Genomic DNA, 22,194 nt, shown 5'->3' with positions numbered 1-22,194 from the left:
CCTGCTTTTAATGTACAAAACATTAGTTCAAATTGCTATTCTGTGAATGATATCAACTTTCTACGGTATGCGGTTAGTAGCTTTGATTTTGATATGAATCCATAATATTGGTCGTTTTTTACCACTGGTAGATTCCAAGCTCCACTATCTTGAAATTTTTGCATGACCTGTGTCATCCGATCTTTCTCAATTTCTATAATAGCTGGAGGATTTTGCATCACATCAGTGGCCTTTACTTCCTTGTACAAATTTTGATCAAACATAATGGATCTAATGTCATCAAGTAGTATTATGCCGATAAGTTCATTGGTTTTTCTATTGAGCACTGGAAAGATATTTCTGTTTGATTTTACCACTGCTTGGCCAATAATCTCCCCTAAGGTCATATCTGGATAAACGCTGACAAAATTGGTTTCAATTACAGAATCCATATCCATGAGCGTTAACACCGCTTTATCCTTATTGTGGGTAATGAGTTCGCCTTTCTTAGCTAGTTCCATGGTATAAACAGAGTAGGGTACAAAGTATCTTGTAATGGCATATGATATGGTGGCTGTTATCATAAGGGGTAAAAAGAGCTCGTAACCTCCGGTGAGTTCGGCGATTAAAAAGATTGCTGTTAGAGGCGCATGTAATACGCCTGCCATGAGGCCAGTCATCCCTACAAGAGTAAAATTGCTTTCAGATACGGGGCTTTGTAATATCCCAATATTGTTCAAGATCTTAGCAAGGCAGTTCCCCATTATACAACCCATAAAAAGCGTAGGCGCAAAGATGCCACCCACACCACCTGCTCCAAATGTTATAGCGCTGGCCACAATTTTAAATAAAAGTAATCCAATTAGAAGCACTATTACACCCCACACATTACTCAGATCAATATTTAAAATATTGTTCTTTAGTGCAGCTGTTGGGTTCCCTTGAACCATGTTGTTCATTACCTCGTACCCTTCTCCATATAAAGGAGGTACTAAAAACACAATTACCCCAATGGCTACACCTCCAATTAATAACCTCTTTATTGGACCGTTTATCCGATCAAATAGGTTTTGAATGCTGCCGTATACTTTTGTAAAATAAATAGAAACCCCAGCTGCAACGACTCCTAAAAGAATAAAGTAAGGAACATCATTGATAATAAAGTCATCTTGTAAATCAAATGGCAGTAGTATTTCGCTGCCAAAGAAAAAATAGGAGGTGAGTACCCCGGAAATGGACGCCAATAACAAGGGCAGCAAAGAGGCAAGGGTCAAATCGAGACTCATCACTTCGATAGCAAAAATTATAGCAGCAATAGGTGCTTTGAATATTGAAGACATTGCACCAGCTGCCGCCGCACCTATTAATAGGGTTCTAGTGGCCTGGTTCATATGGAATAGCCTAGAGATATTTGAGCTAATCGCTGCACCTGTAGAGACTGTGGGGCCTTCTAATCCTACTGACCCTCCAAATCCAACAGTTAAAGGCGCTGTAAGGATGCTTCCCACCATTTGATACCTTTTCATAAGCCCTTTTCGTTTTGAAATGGCGAATAAGGTGGAAGGAATACCGTGATTTACTTTGTTGCCTATAACATATCTTATCATCAAATATACTAGAGCAAATCCAATTAGAGGGTATGCAAAGTACACCGCTTCGGAGTATTTTTGAATTAGCCTACCTTCTAATAAGAGTTGGATGTAATGTGTAAGATTCTTTAAAATAACCGCTCCTAAACCAGAGGTAAAACCAACTATAATACTAAGAATATACACGAATTCACGCTGAGAAATATGCTTAGCACGCCAAATTAGAAAGCGTGTTAACAGTGATTTTTTAGATTGTGGCATACCCTAAAAGCTATTAATTCGAGCTTTATAAAATTACAAAATTTAATTTTACCTGCGCAAAATTTTGATTCTCACTAGAGATCTAGCTTGATACTAAGCTCTTTGAGCTGCTCCTTATCTATTGAAGACGGCGCATCAATCATGACATCTCTACCAGAATTATTCTTCGGAAACGCAATAAAATCACGAATGGTTTCTTGTCCTCCTAATATAGCTACCAAACGGTCAAGACCAAAGGCAAGGCCTCCATGCGGAGGTGCTCCATATTGAAAGGCATCCATTAAAAATCCAAACTGAGCTTTTGCTTCCTCTTCTGTGAATCCCAAGTGTTTGAACATAGTTGCCTGTAGTTGTTTGTCGAAAATTCGAATAGAACCTCCACCAATTTCATTGCCGTTTAGGACAAGGTCATAGGCATTTGCTCTAACCTTTCCAGGTTCAGTTTCTAATAGATGGATGTCTTCAGTTTTTGGAGAAGTAAAAGGATGATGCATTGCGTGGTATCGCTGGGTTTCTTCGTCCCATTCTAATAATGGGAAATCAACCACCCAGAGTGGTGCAAATTCTTCCGCTTTTCTTAAGCCCAATCGCTCTGCTAACTCCATTCTAAGGGCACTTAATTGCCCTCGAGTTTTATCCGCTGGACCTGAAAGAATGCAGATAAGATCACCTGGCTTGGCATTTGTAGCTTGCGCCCATTGTTTTAAGTCTTCTTGATCGTAGAATTTATCTACAGATGATTTAAAACTACCATCTTCATTATATTTAACATAAACCATACCTAGGGCGCCTACTTGAGGGCGTTTTACCCAATCGATAAGTTTGTCAATTTCTTTTCTAGTATAAGAGGATCCACCTGGAACTGCAATTCCTACTACAAGTTCAGCCTGATTAAAGACGTTGAAATCCTTGTGTTGAGCTACTTGGTTTAATTCCCCGAATTTCATGTCGAAGCGGATATCGGGCTTGTCATTTCCATAAGTGCGCATGGCCTCGTTATAGGTCATTCTTGGAAATTCGGAAACAGTAACATTGTTTATTTCTTGTAATAAATGTCTGGTAAGTCCTTCGAAGATGTTTAAAATATCTTCTTGTTCAACAAAGGCCATTTCACAGTCTATTTGTGTGAACTCAGGTTGTCTATCAGCCCGAAGATCCTCGTCTCTAAAACATTTTACAATTTGAAAATACTTATCCATACCTCCAACCATCAATAGCTGTTTGAAAGTTTGTGGAGATTGTGGAAGGGCGTAAAATTGACCTTCATTCATGCGTGAGGGCACAACAAAGTCTCTAGCGCCCTCTGGTGTGGATTTAATCAAATAGGGTGTTTCTATCTCAATAAAATCAGCCTTGGATAAATAATTTCTGACCTCCATACTTACTTTATGACGGAAGATCAGATTGTTCTTAACTGGATTTCTTCTAATATCGAGATAACGATATTTCATTCTGAGTTCATCACCACCATCGGTGTCATTCTCTATGGTAAAAGGAGGGGTTAACGAAGAGTTGAGTACGGTGATATTGCTTACAAGAATTTCGATATCCCCAGTGTTTAAATTTGGGTTTTTCGCCTCCCTTTCAATAACAGTCCCTTCAACTTTGATCACAAATTCCCTTCCGAGGTCTTGTGCAGCTTTGAAGACATCTTTTGGAGTTCTATTTTCATCAAATATAAGCTGGGTAATACCGTATCTATCTCTAAGGTCTACCCAGATCATAAATCCTTTATCTCTTACCTTTTGAACCCACCCAGAAAGGGTGATTTGATTGCCTATATGTTCTGAGCGCAGGGCTCCGCAAGTATGACTTCTATACATGAATTCTATTGGAATTAATTGGCTGCAAAGTTAATAAGGTTTGTGAGTGAAATGAAAAAATTCAAAAAAGAATTTTCCAATGTTAAGTTTTCCATGAAAAAGCGATATGAGTTTATAATTAAAAAACTGATAATCAATGTGAAGCAGCTTTAATGTTAATTTAATGTTACGTAAACGTTTTGTAATTGTAAATAAAAAAGCGTATATTTGAGAAAGAATCATTGGAAATTAAAAAAAATCGATATGAAAAATATATTAACTGCACTTGCACTTGTTTTTTCAGTAGTGCTATTTGCTCAAGAGGTAGAGAAAAAGCCAAAATTAGAAATTGAGAACGGAATGGTTAAGGCCACCTATTATCACGATAATGGGAAGGTTGCTCAATCTGGTAATTACTTAGATGGTAAGCTTCATGGAGAATGGAAGTCTTATGATGTTGAAGGAAATACTTTAGCTATTGCCAATTACAACATGGGTGAGAAAACTGGAAACTGGTTCTTTTACGATGGTAATACTTTAAAAGAAGTAACCTATCAAAACAGTGCAATTGCAAGTGTAAAGACATGGAATCAAACAAATAAGGTTGTAGTGAACCAATAAAAATCATTTTATTTTAGGGATATTGGACCCTAGGTTTCTGATTGAAAAAGCTGGACTGAGCAAAGTACAGCTTTTTTGTTTTGTATTTTATACGTTTGCCCTGCCAATTTTGTATTTTTGCCATTCTAAAATTAGAAGATGATACAATCGATGACTGGTTTTGGTAAGGATGTTATACAGCTGCCTGCCAAGAAAATAACCGTAGAGTTAAAGTCCCTAAATAGTAAGAATTTGGATATTAATGCTAGGATTCCCTCGTCTTATAGAGAGAAGGAGCTAGAGCTGCGTAATCTTATTGCTTCTGGTCTAGTGCGGGGTAAAATTGATTTTAGTTTGTTTGTGGAAGTCACTGGAGAGAGCTCAAACACCCAACTAAATATAGGGGTTTTAAAAGGGTATATGGATCAATTAAGAGCTGCTAGCACAGTACCTATTGGGCATAATGATGAAGTGGAGCTAATGAAAATGGCGGTACGCATGCCAGATGCACTTAAAGTAGAGCGAGAAGAAATAGATCCAAAGGAATACCAAACGATAAAAAATGCAGTCATTAAAGCCCTTGAAGAAATCAATACTTTTAGAACTCAGGAAGGGTCTGCATTAGAGTCTGACTTCATTGATCGTATCAATACGATTTCAGATTTACTGGAAAAAGTGAAGGAGATCGATCCCGAACGTCTGCAGGTGGTCCGCACACGATTGGAAAAAGCAGTCGAGGATCTTAAAGTGGAGGTGGATGAAAATCGTTTTGAACAAGAATTGATCTACTATATAGAGAAATTTGACATTACAGAAGAGAAAGTTCGGCTAGCAAATCATTTAAATTATTTTATTGAATCTCTAAACTCTGGAGATTCCAATGGAAAGAAGCTAGGTTTTATTAGTCAGGAAATTGGTCGAGAAATCAATACCATTGGATCCAAATCCAATTATGCACCTATGCAGCAATTGGTTGTTCAAATGAAAGATGAGTTGGAGAAAATCAAGGAGCAATTGTTGAATGTATTATAAAGGACGTGGTTTCTGCGTTTAATTACTATTAATGGAAGAAAATAACAGTGTGAATAACGGAAAGTTAATCATTTTCTCGGCTCCTTCTGGGAGTGGAAAAACGACTATTGTAAGGCATCTATTGGAGCATCCAGAATTAAATCTTGCCTTTTCTATATCCGCTACCTCTAGAGATCCAAGAGGAGACGAAAAGGATGGTGAAAACTATTATTTTCTTTCTGCAAGAACCTTTAAAGACCACATCAAGAATAATGATTTTTTAGAGTGGGAGGAAGTGTATCGTGATAACTTTTACGGCACATTAAAGTCAGAAGTTGAGCGGTTGTGGAAAATGGGTAAAAATGTAATTTTTGACATTGATGTAGCTGGAGGACTCCGAATTAAGCGTAAATTCCCTGATCAAACATTGGCTGTATTTGTAAAACCGCCCAGTGTGGATGAATTAAAAATCAGACTCAAAAAGCGCAAGACGGAGAGCGATGATAAAATCAACATGCGAATTGCCAAAGCTTCTGTTGAACTTGCTACCGCCCCTCAGTTTGACACAGTGATTAAAAATTATGATTTGGATACCGCTAAGCATGAGGCATATAATTTGGTGGCGGATTTTGTTGGTGTTTCTAAAAAATCAAACGCATGAAAGGGAAAAAGATAGGTCTCTTTTTCGGTACCTTTAATCCAATTCATTTAGGACACTTGGTGATTGCTAATCATATGGCTGAATTCACGGATCTTCAGGAGATCTGGCTTGTGGTTACCCCTCACAATCCACTTAAGAAAAAAAGCAGTCTGCTAGAGGATCATCATCGTTTGGAACTTGTCTACCGCGCTACCGAGGATTATGAGAAATTAAAACCAAGTGATATAGAGTTTGGATTGCCTCAACCAAATTATACCATAAAGACCCTTGTTTATCTTAAAGAGAAATACCCTAAAAATGAGTTTTGTTTGATAATGGGAGAAGATAATTTACGCTCCTTGCACAAATGGAAAAACGTGGAGATGATCATAGAGAAACACGATATTTACGTGTACCCCAGGGTTCAGCAGTCAAATGATAATCCTGGAAAATACAGTGACCATCCAAGGGTAAAGAAGGTAGATGCTCCTATTATGGAGATATCATCTACCTTTATACGTAAAGCAATTTCCCAGGGTAAAAACATAAAACCTCTACTCCTACCCAAAGTATGGGAATATGTAGACTTGATGAATTTTTACCGATAAAGATCTTACTTAAGAGTCTAATGCTGGAATACGAAGCACTTGTCCTGGATATATTTTATCTGGATCACTCAGCATGGGCTTATTAGCTTCAAATATTTCAGGGTACTTCATGGCATTGCCATAATACTTCTTAGCTATCTTGCTTAAAGTATCTCCAGATACTACCGTGTGAAACTGCGCTTCTGGCTCGTTGTTTTCAACTTCCATTTGATCGTTCACTACACCAATTCCAGTGCTGTTACCTACTACTAAAATGATTTTTTCTTTGGTGGTTTGATCATAAGCTTTACCACTTACAGTAGCAGTGTCCCCAGTGATAGAAATTTGTAGATTTTCTGCCTTTAAATCTAGATCGCTGATGGTTTCTTTGAGTTTTGAAGCTGCTTGATCATTCGCTTCTTTTATGGCAGCCTCTTTGTTGGCCGCAGCCTCAGCTGCTTCTTCTGCCGATGTCTTTCCGCCAAATATTTTAGCGCCAGCATCTTTGATAAATGAAAATAATCCCATGGTTTTACTATTTTAAAGTTCAAGCAACAAGGTAAGCAATAAACGTTTTTCTACAAAGTGAAAGAATTTAATTCCCGAAAAAAAACATCTTAAATTTAAATGTTAGCTCTTAAACGTCATCTTGATAATGGTTTTACCTACATTTAGTGTATAAAAAAACCGCCCTTTGATAAGAATCAAAAAGCGGTTTTTACAAATAACCAACCAAAAAAATCAATTAACCTAACTTAATACGTTTTCTTGTTCTTTAATTTAATAACGCTGTCTTGTAACCTAGATTGCTCTGTATTTCATAATCTAGTGTTAAAATTGTCTTGCCTAATTTTTAAGTTAAACAAAATGGGGATCTGAGGTAAGAATGGAAGAATAATTGTTTTAAATTTTGGTTACTTTTGGCTCTGCAAATAAAAGTGATTTAAAAATGGAAGATTCTATAAAGGTAGCTGTATTAGGAGGAGGAAGTTGGGCTACAGCTTTGGTGAAAATGCTTTGTGAAAATTTAAATGAGGTTGGCTGGTATATGAGAAGTGCCTCCGCGATAAAACATATTAAAGAGCATCAACATAATCCTAATTATTTGAGTTCTGTTGAGTTTCGAGTGGATCAGCTTCATTTAAGTGATGATATTAATGAAATAGTGGATTATGCGGATTATTTAATCTTTGCTATTCCTTCGGCATTTTTGCATCAAGAACTTCAAAAGCTCACCCTTCCTTTAAACGATAAAGTTGTATTTTCTGCCATTAAAGGAATTGTTCCAGAGTATGGTTTGATCGTCGGAGAATACTTTCACGACATCTATCAGATTCCTTTTGATAATATAGGGGTGATTACTGGCCCGTGTCATGCGGAAGAAGTTGCTCTAGAGCGATTATCTTATCTTACCGTTGCTTCCTCTGATGAATATAAAGCAACTGAGTTAGCTGAGCGTTTATCGAGCAGTTATATAAACACGAAAATTAGTGATGACATCATCGGTACGGAATATGCCGCGATGTTAAAAAATATTTATGCCGTAGCTGCAGGTATTGCCCATGGATTAGGCTATGGAGATAATTTTCAAGCGGTTCTGATGAGCAATTCCATTCGTGAGATGAAACGTTTTATCAAACGTATCCATAAAATGAAGCGCAACATTGATGATTTGGCCTATTTGGGAGATCTCCTTGTTACAGGTTACTCGATTTTTAGTCGTAACCGTATGTTTGGTAATATGATAGGAAAAGGGTACACGGTAAAAAGTGCTATGATGGAAATGAATATGGTGGCCGAAGGATATTATGCTACCAAGAGTGCTCACCTAATTACCGCAAATCAAAAAGGTAAAAGCAAAACGCCTATTATTGATGCCGTATACGCCATTTTATACCAGGGCAAAGATCCAAAGAAGACCTTTAGTAAGCTCACTGAAAAATTAAATTAAGCCGCAAAAGGTAGTTGATTGTAAAATCACCGATCAAAAAATCTAACAATTTTTGAAGGTTTCGAACCAATTTAGGTGCAGTGGGTTGACTTTTTGGTTCTATCATTGCTAACATTCAAATTTACAAGCAACTATAACTACAATTTTTTTTTATAAATTAGGGTTTAATTTCAATTAAAAATATATCTTTGCACCGCGAAAAAAGCATGTTTGAAACACATTAATTTTAAACTTCTGTTTCGTAAGTAATAAGCTTAACATTAAACACTTGAGTAATGTCAAAAATTACAGGTAAAGTTGCACAAATTATTGGTCCGGTTGTAGACGTAGCATTTGAATCGGGTTCTGAATTGCCAAAGATTTATGATTCTTTGGAAATCACAAGAAAAGATGGGTCTAAATTAGTACTTGAGGTACAGTCTCATATTGGAGAGGATACAGTAAGAACGATTTCAATGGATTCTACTGATGGTTTAAGTAGAGGAGTAGATGTGCTAGCCACTGGTAATCCTATACAAATGCCAATTGGAGATGATGTTTACGGTCGATTGTTTAATGTTATTGGAGATGCAATTGATGGATTAGGTGAACTTCCTAAAGAAGGGAAAGACGGTTTACCAATTCACAGAGAAGCGCCAAAATTTGAAGATCTTACAACTTCTACTGAAGTACTCTATACTGGAATTAAAGTAATTGACTTAATTGAGCCTTATGCAAAAGGAGGTAAAATTGGTCTTTTCGGAGGTGCTGGTGTAGGTAAAACAGTACTTATTCAGGAGTTGATTAACAATATTGCAAAAGGACACGGTGGTTTATCTGTGTTTGCTGGTGTAGGAGAAAGAACTCGTGAAGGGAATGACCTTCTAAGAGAGATGTTAGAGTCAGGAATTATTAAGTATGGTGAGGAGTTTACTAAGTCTATGGAGGCTGGTGGATGGGATTTGTCTAAAGTAGACAAGTCTGCGATGAAAGACTCTAAAGCTACCTTTGTATTCGGTCAGATGAATGAGCCTCCTGGAGCACGTGCTCGTGTGGCACTATCTGGATTAACTATTGCGGAATATTTCCGTGACGGTGCAGGTGAAGGGCAAGGAAAAGACGTTCTTTTCTTTGTCGATAACATTTTCCGTTTTACTCAAGCAGGTTCCGAGGTGTCAGCACTTTTAGGACGTATGCCTTCAGCGGTTGGATACCAACCAACACTGGCAACTGAGATGGGTGCGATGCAAGAGCGTATTACTTCAACAAAAAGAGGATCAATTACTTCCGTACAAGCAGTTTATGTACCTGCGGATGACTTAACGGATCCAGCTCCAGCAACAACCTTTGCTCACCTTGATGCAACTACAGTACTATCTAGAAAAATTGCCGAGCTTGGTATTTACCCTGCGGTAGATCCATTAGAATCTTCTTCTAGAATTTTATCTGAGGATGTTTTAGGTAAAGAACACTACGCATGTGCACAACGTGTAAAAGAGTTATTACAACACTATAAAGAATTACAAGATATTATTGCAATTCTAGGGATGGAAGAGCTTTCTGAAGATGATAAGCAAGCGGTTTACAGAGCTAGAAGAGTTCAACGTTTCTTGTCACAACCTTTCCACGTTGCTGAACAATTTACAGGTATCCCAGGTGTATTAGTAGACATTAAAGAAACCATTAAAGGGTTTAATATGATTATGGATGGTGAATTAGATCATCTTCCAGAAGCGGCATTTAACCTAAAAGGGTCGATTGAGGAAGCTATCGAGGCTGGAGAAAAAATGTTAGCTGAAGCCTAATATGAACCTAGGCATAGGTTAACTTTAACCTTCTGCCTTAAGAATTGAGAAGTATGCAATTAGAAATCGTAACACCAGAAGCCACCTTATTTAAGGGAGAAGTAACCTCGGTTGCTGTTCCTGGAGTGGATGGTGAATTTCAGATGTTAGACAATCACGCACCTATTGTTTCTTTGTTAGGTAAGGGTAATGTGAAAATTCATGGGGAGATCAAATTAGACAAAGCAGTTTCCTCTAGATTTTCAAAAAACGAAAAAGGAGTTACCCTTTTACCAATAAACAGTGGTGCTGTGGAGATGAATAATAATAAAGTTATTGTATTGGCGGACTAAGCAATGCCATACATTACATATAAAAAAGCGTCAACCTATTTAATAGAGTTGACGCTTTTTACTTTTGTGTATGTTATTTAATTCGTTAACCAATGATCACGATGCTTTTCTACTCTGCGTTTGGCACGAGGATCTAAGCTTATATGATAAGTTGGGTCGCTCTTTAGAATAAGTTGGGTGTTTTGCTGCTCTCCAAAGCGTAGGTAACTAATGTTTAAAGATTCACCTACCTTAAAGCTGGAAAGGATCTCATCGAAGTCCGTGTCTTGGGTAAGCTCGATCTCATTAATGGCTAGAATTTTATCTCCTTTAGTGAGACCTGAAATATACGCGGGACTGTCATTAAGTGGATATGCAACCACCTGATTTTGTCTTAAACGAATTCCAATGTATGGTTTGTCTTCTTGACGTTCCATCGAAATGCCTACACTTTCAAATAGGGTTTTAAAATCAGGCATTCCTCCTTTGTAAATGTAATTGTTGAAATAGTTATCTGCAAAATCTTTTCCTGCATAAAGACTCAGATTAAAATGCAAATCATCGATGGTATATGGATCTTCACTTTTCCCTTGTGCATCCCACATTTTCCTCATAAAATCATCTAGTGTTAAACCGTTTTGTCGAAGCGATAGGTCTAAAGCCAAACCAAGCATGCTTCCATAGGAGTAATATGAGACAAAGGTATTGCTACGATCAATCTCATCCACCGCTGTGGCCGCGTCCACAAATGGAGCTTGATAACTCATCTCAATCGGGTTGTAGAGCTGCCTTGCGGGGGAGTTCCATACATAATTGAAGGTACCATTTAAACGTTTGACATATTCCTGTTGGTCTATAATTTTAGCACGGACTAAAGTTAAGTTGGTATAATAGCTGGTAAAGCCTTCTGCAAACCATAATGTACCCGTCATATTGGCTTTTGAATAATCAAAAGGTTCAAGATCCTTTGGCCTGAGTCTCTCTACATTCCAAGCGTGGAAAAATTCATGAGCTACAGTTCCTATATTGTTATGCATACCGCCATTGGCAAGTCCTTCTTTATCGGTTAGTATAGTGGAATTCCGGTGCTCCATACCATCGCCACTAGCATTCTCTATATAGCATGCGATAAAGGTATACCTTTGGTAATCGAATTCTGGAAGTTCTTTGTAAACCTGTTTTTGAGATAATACAATTCCTTTAACCTTTTCAAAGTAGTCGTTAAGTAGATCCTCTGGACTATGGTCGTGTAATACAAATTCAATGGTATAGGTCTTTCCTTTTGATTCTACATCAAAGGAACGTTTTTTAAAGTTGCTTAGTTCTGTAGGGCTATCAAAGAAATACTGAAAATTAGGAGCTGTATAGGTCGTTCCTTCCTTTAGTGGTAACTGTGTAGCGATCTTCCAATTGAGATCCTTTCTAGGTATAAAGGTGACCTCTACAGGGTTGTTGAAAAACTCCTGGGCATACATAAAGGTAGCCGGGATATTTAAATGAGCGTGACTTAGATCAATTTGTGCGTATGTTCCATCGCCTCTGTTGGCAAAAAGGGTATAATTAACTCTTGTGGTTCCCTTTGGGTTTGGTATCATCCATTGATGCGGATCTTTTCTTATCACCTCTATGGTGTCACCTTGCTGATTTACAGCGCTGAGATTGTTTACATTTTTAGCAAATTCATGTAAGGCATAACGTCCTGGTGAACTTCGACTCATGCGAATATAAAGGGTGTCGGAGTCGGTCTGTGGGAAGGTTACACTCACATTTGCCAAATGATGGTTGGCATTCTCAAATGAAATAGTGTAGAGAACCTTGTTTTGTGCAAATGCAATGCTAGCACTTAGTAGCAGGGTGTAAAAACAAATGATTTTCTTCAAAACAAATAATTTTTCTAAGTTAGATTTAGGGTTGAAGTTACCAAATTTAACGAATTGTAATGTACATTTACAGTGTTAAATTTAAAGAGTCATGACTGCTTTTCCAGAAAATCTCATTTCCAAAATTCTAAAAAGAAAGCAGGAAAACGCACTTCGATCTTTGGATAGCGATCATACTAGAGTGGACTTTTCTTCCAATGATTACTTAGGATTTTCGAACGTTCCTTTAATTCAGAAGGACTTTGAAGTGTCCAATGGGTCTACAGGGTCCCGACTTTTAACAGGGAATCACGATGGTTTTTTCAGTCTTGAGGGATTATTATCTGAATTTCATAGAGTTGAAGCTGCCCTTGTTTTTAACTCAGGTTATGATGCCAATCTTGGGTTTTTTAGTGCGATTCCTCAAAGAGGTGATATTGTTATTTATGATGCCTTTTCTCATGCCAGCATTCGAGATGGAATTCAGCTTTGCCTTGCAAAGAGTTATAAATTCAAACACAACGATTTAGAGGATCTAAAAAATGTGCTCAACACCCATAAATTTCATCTTGGGAATTTATATGTGGTTACCGAATCAGTATTCTCTATGGATGGGGATTCTCCCGATTTACAAGCCATGGTCGAATTAACTGAACGTTATGGGGCATATTTGATAGTAGATGAGGCCCACGGAGTGGGAGTTTTTGGAGAAAAGGGGGAAGGCCTTGTTCAATCTTTGAATTTACAGCATCGCGTTTTTGCCAGAATTGTCACCTTTGGAAAAGCACTTGGATGTCATGGTGCTGCTGTGCTAGGAAGTGAACTTTTGAAAGTTTACCTATATAATTTTGCCCGTAGTTTTATTTTTACTACGGCTCTTTCCCCGCATAGTATTATGGTTATTGAGGATCGCTATAGCCTTTTAAATCAAAATAGTCTAGACTCTTTTTATAAACAGCAGCGAGCCCAATTACTTCGCAATATTGAATTTTTTAAAGCTGAATTAAACTCCTTAGGTCTGGATAAGGAAAATTATGTGCACAGTGATTCTGCTATTCAGTGTATCATTGTTCCAGGAAATGAAGAAGTAAAATCTGTGGCTAGCACTCTACAAGAAGCAGGTTTCGATGTGAGGCCCATTCTATCCCCAACGGTCCCAAAAGATCACGAAAGAATTCGTTTTTGTTTACATAGTTTTAATACTTTTGACCAGATAACGGATGTTTTAAAACATCTTATTTATTAATAATTTGCGCTGTTTAAGTAAACGGCCTATCTAGTAACCGATAACCCATGAAACCCATATTTTTTGTAACTGGAATTTCCACTGAGGTTGGGAAAACCATTGCATCAGCCATTATTACAGAATCCTTAGAAGCAGATTATTGGAAGCCCATTCAGTCGGGGGATTTGGATAATTCTGACACCCATAAAGTAAAAGCATTAATTACCAATAATGTAACTAAATTTCATCCAAATAGTTATTCGTTAACCGTACCTATGAGTCCTCATGCCTCTGCGGATATTGATGGTGTTCGAATCGATATTGACCACATTCATCCCCCTAAAACTGAAAATTATTTAGTTGCTGAAGGAGCCGGAGGGCTTTTAGTGCCACTAAACGACCAGCATACAATATTGGATATTATGTCTAAAGATTATAAAACGATCGTGGTCTCAAGGCATTACTTAGGAAGTATCAATCACACCTTATTGACGGTGAACTTACTCAAGCAGCAAGGATTTGATGTTGCACTTATTTTTAGTGGAGATAAACATCCGACTACTGAGGAGATAATTTCTAAGATGACGAAGGTTCCCGTAATAGGGAGGATCGAGCAGGAGAAGGAATTTACCCCAGAAGTTATCTTAAAATACGCAGATCGTTTTAGAGAAAATCTAATACAGTTTTCTAAAAAGGACAAGTTCTGAGGTTTGAAGTGCGTAAAATAAATTTTGAACGTTTTCAGTCAGCTGGATCGCAGTTACAGATCCCTTTTATTAATTGATTATTTAGTTTTTAATACGCAGACTAATTCTTTTCTTTGTATAACATTCCCTTTAATTGAATTAAAAAATGACACTTTCTCAACGTGATAAAAAACACCTTTGGCATCCTTTAACCCAACATAAAACAACTCCTGACAGCCTGGCTATTTCGCGAGCCAAAGGGGCATTGTTATACGATGACAAGGGCCAAGAATACATCGATGGTATTGCTTCTTGGTATACATCTGCATATGGTCACTGTAACCCAGTGATTGTCGAAAGAGTGAAAAAACAAGTAGAAACACTAGATCAGGTTGTTTTTGCAGGACTTACTCATGAGCCAGCGGTTGAACTTTCGGAAAAGTTGGTGGGGATTTTGCCAAGTAACCAGCAAAAGTTATTCTTCTCAGACAATGGATCCACAGCAGTTGATGTTGCTATAAAAATGGCACTGCAGTATTACTTTAACCGTGGAGAAAAGAGGCAAGTGCTGATTGCTCTTGAGGAAGGTTTTCACGGAGATACTTTCGGGGCGATGTCCGTCTCTGGACTATCGGTATACAACGGGCCATTCGAAGATTTCTTTTTAAATGTGAAACGAATTCCAGTACCTACTGTTGATAATAGGCAAGAGGTTTTAAATCAGTTAAAAACCATATTGGATCAGCACAGTGTAGCCGCCTTTATATATGAGCCATTAGTTCAAGGAGCAGCGGCTATGAAGATGCATGATCCCAAGGGTCTAGATTCACTTATAGGTGAGTGCCAAAGACAAGGAATTCTGACCATAGCCGATGAGGTTATGACGGGATTTGGGAAAACGGGGAAACACTTTGCTTCATTGCATTTACAAAACCAGCCTGATATCATGTGTCTGAGCAAGGCTCTCACAGGTGGGATGGTTCCCATGGCTATAACAAGCTGCACCTTGAATGTGTACAACGCATTCTATAGCGATGATATGAGTAAGGGGCTATTCCATGGGCATACCTATAGCGCAAACCCCATAGCTTGTGCTGCTGCAATCGCAGGGATCGATCTTTTAAAGAGTCAAGAGATGCAACAAAATATTCAAAGAGTAATTGCATCCCATAAGGCGTTCGATCAAAGAATCAAAAATCATCCAAAAGTTGCAAGCACAAGGCAGTGTGGAACAATTTATGCGATTGATTTAGCTGTTAATATGGAGCGTTATGGAGATTTACGAAAAAAAATGCTTGATTATTTTCTAGCCAATTATCTCTTTATGCGCCCCTTAGGAAATACAGTTTATATCGCATCTTCCTATGTGATTACCGATGAGCAACTTTATCGGATATATCAAGGTATAGAAAATCTATTGGATACGGTCGTTTAGTTTCCAATTGCCTGTGTAATACCACTTAAAAAGGCATTAAAATCAAAAGCTTCTGTTGATGCGAGGCCTAGACGAACCACGACTAAATCTTTAGAAGGTACCATGTACACTCGTTGTCCTTGGAAACCATCTGCGTAATAGGTGTCTTGAGGCGCATCAGGGAGTTTGGTGGGAGTATTTAGCCATAAATGGCCTCCGTATTCATTGTTGGATCCTGGAGCCGGAGTGGTGACAAAATCGACCCATTTCTTATCGAATAGTTGATCACCATTCCAATTACCTTCGTGCAAATAAAGCAAGCCAAATTTCCCCCAGTCTCTAGTGGTAGCCCATCCGTAGGAAGAACCTATAAAGTTTCCTGCGGCATCGGTCTCTATAACCATACTCTCCATACCGATTCGATCTATTAGTTTTTTATAGGGGAAATTCAAATATTCACTATAGGAATCTAATTCTTTATAAAGTAAACCAGAGAGTAAATTGGTAGTTCCTGAAGAATAACTAAAGTGAGTGTTGGGAGGGTATTCTGGCTGTTTTTTTATTTGCGGTTTGGTCATATCATCGGCTTGAAAGAGCATTTTAGTCACATCCGATATCTGGTTGTAATTTTCGTCCCATTGTAATCCACTACCCATGTGAAGTAAATCTGCATAGGTGATCTCTGCTCGTTGATCATTTTTCCAAGCATCAATTTTAACGGCTTGATTTATTTCAAAACCACGCTCGAATGATATAATTCCATAGAGCGTTGCCAACACGGTTTTAGTCATAGACCATCCTAATAGTCTACTATTACGATCAATAGAATCTCCATAGCGCTCTGCAATGATTTGATCTTTATAAATTACTAGGACAGACCTGGTTTTTTGTATTGCATTATTTTTAAAAGCATTGTCCACAACCTGATTTATTTGCTGGTAATCAACAGTGGAGAATACGGTATCTTTTTGTGGGGCATTGCCATAAGGGTATGCTAAGGTTTTAGGCGCGGGGGTGCGTACAGGTTTTTCTGCCTCCACAAAATCTTCAATTGACATATGGGGTGGAATCAGAACACATCCTAAGCCATCTCTATAAATCGCGGTTCGAGCTTTAAATCCATATACCGTTGCTGTGGCAGTTTTTAACTCCAAATCAACACTGCTCTGCGCCTTGTTAATGGGCGAGAAATTGTTGTCATTATTTTGTGTAAATTCTTGTCCTCTACCATCCAAAAACATACAAGAACAGATATTTTTAGCAGCGAATCCACTGATGAGTTCAAGTCTAGGATATTGGCTGTAGAATAAATAAGCAAAAATTAAAAGACAAATCAATAGGGCTGGCAGGAGGATACGTTTTAGATTCTTCACAAGGTTTTAAGTTTTAGTTTGCTGACTAATTTAATAATTTTAATGCTACAAATTACTTTGTTAGGTTTTACAACTTGTAAACGCGATCAATAGAAATGGGTTATTTAGGTAATGGCAAAAGATATTTAAATTAAACCTATTAGCCTTTAATCTTAGCAAGGAGTTGCGTATTTTTGTAGTAAAGAATTGTTATGATGGATATACAAAAAATACGTTCTGACTTTCCTATTTTAAATCGGAAGGTTAATGATCACCCCTTGGTGTATTTCGATAATGCAGCCACTTCTCAAACGCCTCAGGTGGTCATCGATTGTATTGTAGACTATTATTCAAATTACAACGCAAATATCCACAGAGGGGTGCACAGCTTATCTCAAGAGGCGACTGACAAATACGAGCAGGCTCGCGAGACGATACGAGCACATTTTAATGCAAAATTCACACGTGAAATTATATTTACCTCTGGAACTACCGATGGAATCAATTTAGTAGCCCATGGGTTCTCTGGCCTTTTAAAAAAGGGTGATGAATTAATTGTCTCTGCTCTTGAACACCATTCCAACATTGTTCCTTGGCAGATGTTGTGTGAATCTACAGGAGCTAATCTAAAGGTCATTCCTATGAATGACCAAGGGATATTGGATATGCAGGCGTATAATGAGCTTCTTACAGATCGCACTAAATTAGTGTTTTGTAATCATGTTTCCAATGCCCTAGGTGTAATCAACCCTATATCAGAAATTATTAAAAAAGCACACCATGTCGGTGCAGCGGTGTTGGTTGATGGTGCCCAGGCAACCCCACATATTAAACCAAATGTTCAAGAATTAGATGTTGATTTCTATGTGGCATCAGCACATAAAATGTGCGGACCAACTGGAGTGGGAATGTTATACGGTAAAGAACAATGGCTTAGCAAACTTCCACCATACCAAGGAGGGGGAGAAATGATTGCGGAGGTGACCTTTGAAAAAACCACCTATGCGGATTTACCACATAAGTTTGAAGCAGGAACCCCTAATATATGCGGAGGTATAGCTTTTGGAGCTGCAATTGATTATATGAATGAGATAGGTTTTGCTGAGATTCACGACTATGAGAAAGAGCTGCTTGACTATGGTACCTCAGAGCTTAAAAAGATTCCTGGATTAAAAATTTACGGTGAAACAGCCCATAAGGCTGCCGTTATTTCGTTTAACCTCCAGGGGATACATCCATACGATGTAGGCTCTATAGTTGATAAATTAGGAGTTGCAGTTAGAACAGGGCATCATTGTGCGCAGCCGATAATGGATTACTTTAAAATTCCTGGAACGGTGCGAGCAAGCTTTGCTTTTTATAACACTAAGCAAGAAATAGATACCTTAGTATCTGCTGTAAAATTAGCTCAGAAAATGTTGTCTTGATAGCATTTAGGTTATAAAACAGAGTGAAAAACAGTTGAATAGGCAATTTAGTTGTTGTATTTTTGCCTAATAAATTATAAACAATGACAATACAAGAAATCCAAAACGAGATCGTTGATGAGTTTTCTATGTTTGACGACTGGATGCAGCGGTATGAGTATATGATAGAACTAGGAAAATCCTTACCGCTGATTGAGGATAGATATAAAACACAAGCCAATATAATTAAAGGTTGTCAGAGTAAAGTTTGGGTTCACGCTGAACTTCAGGATGATAAATTAGTGTTTACGGCCGATAGTGATGCCATTATTACAAAAGGAATCATCGCTATTTTAGTACGCGCTTTTTCCAATCAAAGCCCCCAAGCAATAATTGATGCCGATACAAAATTCATTGATGAAATCGGATTAAAAGAACATTTGTCACCAACCAGGGCCAATGGTCTAGTGAGTATGATTAAACAATTGAAATTGTATGCGGTGGCTTATCAAACCCAATTAAATTAAAAAGTTATGAGTGAAACTATTAATACCGTGGAACTTGGAGAAAAAATAGTCAGAGTTCTCAAAACAGTATACGATCCAGAAATTCCAGTTGACATCTATGAGCTTGGACTGATATATGATGTGTTTGTAAATGATCATTACGAGGTTAAGATCCTAATGACACTAACGACACCGAACTGTCCTGTTGCGGAGACGCTGCCTGTTGAAGTGGAAGAGAAAGTAAAAACCATTGAAGAGGTCAAGGACGCCGAGGTAGAGATCACCTTTGATCCACCTTGGAGCCAAGAACTAATGAGTGAAGAAGCCAAGCTAGAATTAGGTTTGTTATAAATAGATTTTAGCATTGTTAACTACACAGTAGTGAATTCTATGCAACAAGAAATTAGAAATAGAGTAGCCGAGAGCATACTTCAGACTTTCAATTTAGAGGAAGTTTATCCTGAAGGAAGGCGCGTTGTTTTTGACATAAAAGATTGGCTGGATCAGGGCTTTATTCTTAAAGAAAAGGAGTTTAGAGCCATAGCTAATAGCCATAATTGGGAGCAATACCAAGATACTTATATCGCCTTGTATTGTTCCTCTGACGCCATAGTGCCGACTTGGGCTTATATGCTTATTACCACAAAACTTAATCCATATTGTAAGAAAGTTGTCTTAGGAACGTTAGATACCCTAGAAACTGTAGTGTATCGTGAGGTAATCCAAAAGCTTGATCTTTCTCAGTATAAGGATAAACCAGTGATTGTAAAAGGATGTTCTAAAAAGCCAGTACCTGAGGATGCCTATCTTTTTATTACTTCCCGACTGCAAGAAGTTGCTAAAAGTGTGATGTATGGAGAGGCTTGTTCTTCAGTCCCTCTTTATAAAAGAAAAATATAATTATTACCGAATCCTAATTTCCCCCAATTTATCTACTATTGAAAATGAGTTATTAATATTTTTAATTAGTGAATTTAAATTTAAACTTAATGAGAAAATTAGTTGTGCTAGGAGCACTGTTATTCGGAATTTCATTTACTTATGCTCAAGATGAGGAGCCACCAACAGAAGGGTGGACTAGAGGTGGAACTTTCACATTCTTGTTAAACCAAGCTGCTTTTAGCAATTGGGTAGCAGGAGGTCAGAACAATATATCTGGTACTGGAAACATCAATTATGACTTTAACTATTTAAAAGGAGATTGGTCATGGGACAATAAACTTTTATTGTCTTATGGGCTTACCAAAACTAAAGATCAAGGGACTCGTAAATCGGATGACCGATTTGAATTTAACTCCCTTGTTGGAAAAACGGCCTTCGGCAATTGGAATTATTCTTTCTTTTTGAACCTAAAAACCCAAATGACCAAAGGTTTTGATTACAGTAATGATGAGGAAACTGATTTCCATACCTCTGGATTTTTTAATCCTGGATATTTAACCTTCGGTCCAGGTCTAGAGTGGAAGGAAAGTGAAAACTTGAAGTTTAACCTAGCGCCAGCTACTTCTAAAATCACCTTTATTTCGGATGATTTATGGATCTATGATAGTGCTGCAGGTACCTTTATTCAACACTCAGATCCTAATAATGTCCTTAGTGCTTATGTTATTGACCCAGGTGATCAAACCCGTTATGAGTTAGGTTTTTACGCATCTGGATATTATAAATTTAACTTGATGGAGAACGTTACAGTAGAGAATATCTTAAACCTGTATTCAAATTATTTAGAAGATCCACAAAATGTTGACTTGGACTACACTCTTAATGTAGTTATGAAAATCAACGAATATCTTTCAACAAACTTTACCGTCCAAACCGTATATGACGATAATGCCGTGAGTGCATTACAGCTTCGTGAAGTGTTCGGTTTAGGAGTAAACGTTGGATTTTAATAGGATTTGAAACTTGAGTAGTATTAAACTATAAAGGCCATAAAATTTAAAAGCCTTTGATCTTTTATTGAGATTCAAAGGCTTTTAAATTTTATCTATCCAGAGTTTGTAGGCTTTTAAAGGTCCTCGTTGTATTCTGGATATAAGAAGCTGTTATAAGGAAAGCGAGTGACGTGAATCCGTCGTACTTCTTCATAAACCCTTTTTCTGAATTCTTCAAGATTTTCTCGCTCTAAAGCTGATATAAATAGGACATTGTCACCCATTCGATTCATCCAAGTATTCTTCCACTCCTCTAGAGTAAAGTGCTTGGTGGTACGCTCGGTAACTAGGTCATCTTCCTCAATAGTTAGATGCTCGTAGTTATCAATTTTGTTAAAGACCATGATCGTTGGTTTATCAGCACTTTTGATTTCATCCAAAATTTGATTCACAGAATTGATGTGATCCTCAAAGGTTGGATGAGAGATATCTACAACGTGTAATAGCAAATCAGCTTCTCTTACCTCATCCAAAGTACTTTTAAATGATTCTACTAATTGGGTAGGAAGTTTTCTGATGAATCCTACTGTGTCGGTAAGTAGGAAAGGTAAATTACCTATAACAACTTTTCTAACTGTAGTGTCTAGTGTGGCGAATAATTTGTTCTCTGCAAATACGTCACTTTTACTAATCACGTTCATAAGGGTTGACTTCCCTACGTTGGTATACCCAATTAAAGCTACTCGAACAAGTGCCCCTCTGTTTCCTCTTTGAGTTTCCATCTGCTTGTCGATCTTTGTGAGCTTCTTTTTAAGTAAAGCTATTCGATCTCTGACAATACGTCTATCAGTTTCAATTTCGGTCTCCCCTGGACCGCGCATTCCAATACCACCTCGTTGCCGCTCAAGGTGAGTCCATAACCCTGTTAAACGTGGCAGTAAATATTGGTATTGTGCCAATTCAACCTGGGTTCTAGCATAACTCGTTTGAGCACGTTGCGCGAATATATCTAGAATTAAGCTGGTACGGTCTAAGACCTTTACCTTTAAAACTCGTTCTATATTTTTTTGTTGCGCTGGGGTCAGTTCATCATCAAATATGACCGTCCCAATGTCGTTTTCATCCACAAAGGTTAAGATCTCTTCCATTTTACCACTTCCGATAAATGTTTTCGGATTTGGCAAGTCTATCTTTTGTGTGAACCTACCCTCAACGGTGCCTCCAGCGGTAAAAGCTAAAAACTCTAACTCATCTAGGTATTCTTGAGATTTTTCCTCATCTTGCTCCTTGGTGATAATCCCAACTAGCACAACCTTCTCATAATCTATTTGTTTTCTCTCTAGCATATATTATTTGT

At 37.8% G+C, this 22,194-nt stretch carries 21 protein-coding genes; 15 read left to right on the top strand and 6 right to left on the bottom strand.

Translation table 11 applies throughout. From position 1 onward, the window contains the following. Positions 1–35 precede the first annotated feature (35 nt). The gene (locus I215_RS00740) at positions 36–1,829 is read right to left on the bottom strand and encodes a chloride channel protein (protein WP_008990025.1); all 1,794 of its coding nucleotides are present in this window, start codon (positions 1,827–1,829) and stop codon (positions 36–38) included. A 74-nt stretch (positions 1,830–1,903) separates the two neighbouring features. Beyond that, on the bottom strand, positions 1,904–3,652 hold the full coding sequence (gene aspS, locus I215_RS00735; RefSeq protein WP_008990024.1) for an aspartate--tRNA ligase: 1,749 nt from the start codon (positions 3,650–3,652) through the stop codon (positions 1,904–1,906). A gap of 243 nt (positions 3,653–3,895) precedes the next feature. Here aspS and I215_RS00730 point away from each other — a divergent pair, with 243 nt between their 5' ends. The 4 genes from I215_RS00730 to nadD all read left to right on the top strand — a co-directional run bounded on the left by I215_RS00730 (position 3,896) and on the right by nadD (position 6,490). Further along, positions 3,896–4,252, top strand: coding sequence for a toxin-antitoxin system YwqK family antitoxin (locus I215_RS00730; protein WP_008990023.1), 357 nt, complete (start codon positions 3,896–3,898; stop codon positions 4,250–4,252). 138 nt (positions 4,253–4,390) lie between these two features. Then, positions 4,391–5,263 carry a YicC/YloC family endoribonuclease gene (locus I215_RS00725; RefSeq protein WP_008990022.1) on the top strand — a complete coding sequence of 291 codons (873 nt, stop codon included), beginning with the start codon at positions 4,391–4,393 and terminating at the stop codon, positions 5,261–5,263. Positions 5,264–5,312: 49 nt separating this feature from the next. Then, entirely contained in the window at positions 5,313–5,903 is a 591-nt protein-coding gene (gene gmk / locus I215_RS00720) for a guanylate kinase (protein ID WP_040459683.1), read from the top strand. Then, on the top strand, positions 5,900–6,490 hold the full coding sequence (nadD, locus tag I215_RS00715) for a nicotinate (nicotinamide) nucleotide adenylyltransferase (RefSeq protein WP_008990020.1): 591 nt from the start codon (positions 5,900–5,902) through the stop codon (positions 6,488–6,490). Before gmk ends, nadD begins: the two co-directional genes overlap by 4 nt. 9 nt (positions 6,491–6,499) lie before the next feature. Here the strand turns inward: nadD and lysM are convergent, their stop codons facing one another. Further along, positions 6,500–6,997, bottom strand: a complete 498-nt coding sequence (gene lysM, locus I215_RS00710) for a peptidoglycan-binding protein LysM (protein ID WP_008990019.1) — start codon at positions 6,995–6,997, stop codon at positions 6,500–6,502. 421 nt (positions 6,998–7,418) lie between these two features. Here lysM and I215_RS00705 point away from each other — a divergent pair, with 421 nt between their 5' ends. The 3 genes from I215_RS00705 to I215_RS00695 all read left to right on the top strand — a co-directional run bounded on the left by I215_RS00705 (position 7,419) and on the right by I215_RS00695 (position 10,536). Then, on the top strand, positions 7,419–8,420 hold the full coding sequence (locus I215_RS00705) for an NAD(P)H-dependent glycerol-3-phosphate dehydrogenase (protein ID WP_008990018.1): 1,002 nt from the start codon (positions 7,419–7,421) through the stop codon (positions 8,418–8,420). Positions 8,421–8,695: 275 nt separating this feature from the next. Beyond that, a complete protein-coding gene (gene atpD, locus I215_RS00700; RefSeq protein ID WP_008990017.1) occupies positions 8,696–10,204 on the top strand; it encodes a F0F1 ATP synthase subunit beta in 1,509 nt (502 codons plus the stop codon). Between the two features lie 53 nt (positions 10,205–10,257). Next, the gene (locus I215_RS00695; protein WP_008990016.1) at positions 10,258–10,536 is read left to right on the top strand and encodes a F0F1 ATP synthase subunit epsilon; all 279 of its coding nucleotides are present in this window, start codon (positions 10,258–10,260) and stop codon (positions 10,534–10,536) included. 77 nt (positions 10,537–10,613) lie between these two features. On the opposite strand, the gene I215_RS00690 is transcribed toward I215_RS00695, so the two are convergent. Further along, positions 10,614–12,395: a M61 family metallopeptidase gene (locus I215_RS00690; RefSeq protein WP_008990015.1), complete on the bottom strand. Its 1,782-nt coding sequence runs from the start codon at positions 12,393–12,395 to the stop codon at positions 10,614–10,616. A 91-nt stretch (positions 12,396–12,486) separates the two neighbouring features. On the opposite strand from I215_RS00690, the gene I215_RS00685 reads away from it, so the two are divergent. The 3 genes from I215_RS00685 to bioA all read left to right on the top strand — a co-directional run bounded on the left by I215_RS00685 (position 12,487) and on the right by bioA (position 15,720). After that, positions 12,487–13,620: an aminotransferase class I/II-fold pyridoxal phosphate-dependent enzyme gene (locus I215_RS00685; RefSeq protein WP_008990014.1), complete on the top strand. Its 1,134-nt coding sequence runs from the start codon at positions 12,487–12,489 to the stop codon at positions 13,618–13,620. A gap of 47 nt (positions 13,621–13,667) precedes the next feature. After that, on the top strand, positions 13,668–14,306 hold the full coding sequence (gene bioD / locus I215_RS00680; protein ID WP_008990013.1) for a dethiobiotin synthase: 639 nt from the start codon (positions 13,668–13,670) through the stop codon (positions 14,304–14,306). 145 nt (positions 14,307–14,451) lie between these two features. Beyond that, positions 14,452–15,720, top strand: coding sequence for an adenosylmethionine--8-amino-7-oxononanoate transaminase (gene bioA, locus I215_RS00675; RefSeq protein WP_008990012.1), 1,269 nt, complete (start codon positions 14,452–14,454; stop codon positions 15,718–15,720). Here the strand turns inward: bioA and I215_RS00670 are convergent. Next, entirely contained in the window at positions 15,717–17,072 is a 1,356-nt protein-coding gene (locus I215_RS00670; RefSeq protein ID WP_040459645.1) for a serine hydrolase domain-containing protein, read from the bottom strand. The genes bioA and I215_RS00670 overlap by 4 nt on opposite strands. Positions 17,073–17,263: 191 nt before the next feature. Between I215_RS00670 and I215_RS00665 the strand changes: the two genes are divergently transcribed. The 5 genes from I215_RS00665 to I215_RS00645 all read left to right on the top strand — a co-directional run bounded on the left by I215_RS00665 (position 17,264) and on the right by I215_RS00645 (position 20,855). Next, entirely contained in the window at positions 17,264–18,478 is a 1,215-nt protein-coding gene (locus tag I215_RS00665) for an aminotransferase class V-fold PLP-dependent enzyme (RefSeq protein WP_008990010.1), read from the top strand. 83 nt (positions 18,479–18,561) lie between these two features. Beyond that, positions 18,562–18,984, top strand: a complete 423-nt coding sequence (locus tag I215_RS00660; protein ID WP_008990009.1) for a SufE family protein — start codon at positions 18,562–18,564, stop codon at positions 18,982–18,984. Between the two features lie 6 nt (positions 18,985–18,990). Then, positions 18,991–19,314 (top strand): SUF system Fe-S cluster assembly protein, encoded by a 324-nt coding sequence (locus I215_RS00655; protein ID WP_008990008.1) that lies wholly within the window; start codon positions 18,991–18,993, stop codon positions 19,312–19,314. A 39-nt stretch (positions 19,315–19,353) separates the two neighbouring features. Continuing rightward, on the top strand, positions 19,354–19,863 hold the full coding sequence (locus I215_RS00650; RefSeq protein ID WP_008990007.1) for a DUF2480 family protein: 510 nt from the start codon (positions 19,354–19,356) through the stop codon (positions 19,861–19,863). 89 nt (positions 19,864–19,952) lie between these two features. After that, entirely contained in the window at positions 19,953–20,855 is a 903-nt protein-coding gene (locus I215_RS00645) for a DUF3078 domain-containing protein (RefSeq protein WP_008990006.1), read from the top strand. Between the two features lie 116 nt (positions 20,856–20,971). Here the strand turns inward: I215_RS00645 and hflX are convergent, their stop codons facing one another. Continuing rightward, positions 20,972–22,183, bottom strand: coding sequence for a GTPase HflX (hflX, locus tag I215_RS00640; RefSeq protein ID WP_008990005.1), 1,212 nt, complete (start codon positions 22,181–22,183; stop codon positions 20,972–20,974). Between the last annotated feature and the right edge of the window lie 11 nt (positions 22,184–22,194).

The organism is Galbibacter marinus (genome assembly GCF_000300875.1).
Lineage (GTDB): Bacteria > Bacteroidota > Bacteroidia > Flavobacteriales > Flavobacteriaceae > Galbibacter > Galbibacter marinus.
Note: the sequence above shows the minus strand (reverse complement) of the source record. Positions and strands in the feature narration are given on the sequence as shown.

What these genes read in the sequence shown, in the direction of transcription:
- I215_RS00740 (WP_008990025.1), bottom strand. Translation starts at nt 1,829, where the DNA reads ATGCCACAATCTAAAAAATCACTGTTAACACGCTTTCTAATTTGGCGT.
- aspS (WP_008990024.1), bottom strand. Translation starts at nt 3,652, where the DNA reads ATGTATAGAAGTCATACTTGCGGAGCCCTGCGCTCAGAACATATAGGC.
- I215_RS00730 (WP_008990023.1), top strand. Translation starts at nt 3,896, where the DNA reads ATGAAAAATATATTAACTGCACTTGCACTTGTTTTTTCAGTAGTGCTA.
- I215_RS00725 (WP_008990022.1), top strand. Translation starts at nt 4,391, where the DNA reads ATGATACAATCGATGACTGGTTTTGGTAAGGATGTTATACAGCTGCCT.
- nadD (WP_008990020.1), top strand. Translation starts at nt 5,900, where the DNA reads ATGAAAGGGAAAAAGATAGGTCTCTTTTTCGGTACCTTTAATCCAATT.
- lysM (WP_008990019.1), bottom strand. Translation starts at nt 6,997, where the DNA reads ATGGGATTATTTTCATTTATCAAAGATGCTGGCGCTAAAATATTTGGC.
- I215_RS00705 (WP_008990018.1), top strand. Translation starts at nt 7,419, where the DNA reads ATGGAAGATTCTATAAAGGTAGCTGTATTAGGAGGAGGAAGTTGGGCT.
- atpD (WP_008990017.1), top strand. Translation starts at nt 8,696, where the DNA reads ATGTCAAAAATTACAGGTAAAGTTGCACAAATTATTGGTCCGGTTGTA.
- I215_RS00695 (WP_008990016.1), top strand. Translation starts at nt 10,258, where the DNA reads ATGCAATTAGAAATCGTAACACCAGAAGCCACCTTATTTAAGGGAGAA.
- I215_RS00685 (WP_008990014.1), top strand. Translation starts at nt 12,487, where the DNA reads ATGACTGCTTTTCCAGAAAATCTCATTTCCAAAATTCTAAAAAGAAAG.
- bioD (WP_008990013.1), top strand. Translation starts at nt 13,668, where the DNA reads ATGAAACCCATATTTTTTGTAACTGGAATTTCCACTGAGGTTGGGAAA.
- bioA (WP_008990012.1), top strand. Translation starts at nt 14,452, where the DNA reads ATGACACTTTCTCAACGTGATAAAAAACACCTTTGGCATCCTTTAACC.
- I215_RS00665 (WP_008990010.1), top strand. Translation starts at nt 17,264, where the DNA reads ATGATGGATATACAAAAAATACGTTCTGACTTTCCTATTTTAAATCGG.
- I215_RS00660 (WP_008990009.1), top strand. Translation starts at nt 18,562, where the DNA reads ATGACAATACAAGAAATCCAAAACGAGATCGTTGATGAGTTTTCTATG.
- I215_RS00655 (WP_008990008.1), top strand. Translation starts at nt 18,991, where the DNA reads ATGAGTGAAACTATTAATACCGTGGAACTTGGAGAAAAAATAGTCAGA.
- I215_RS00650 (WP_008990007.1), top strand. Translation starts at nt 19,354, where the DNA reads ATGCAACAAGAAATTAGAAATAGAGTAGCCGAGAGCATACTTCAGACT.
- I215_RS00645 (WP_008990006.1), top strand. Translation starts at nt 19,953, where the DNA reads ATGAGAAAATTAGTTGTGCTAGGAGCACTGTTATTCGGAATTTCATTT.
- hflX (WP_008990005.1), bottom strand. Translation starts at nt 22,183, where the DNA reads ATGCTAGAGAGAAAACAAATAGATTATGAGAAGGTTGTGCTAGTTGGG.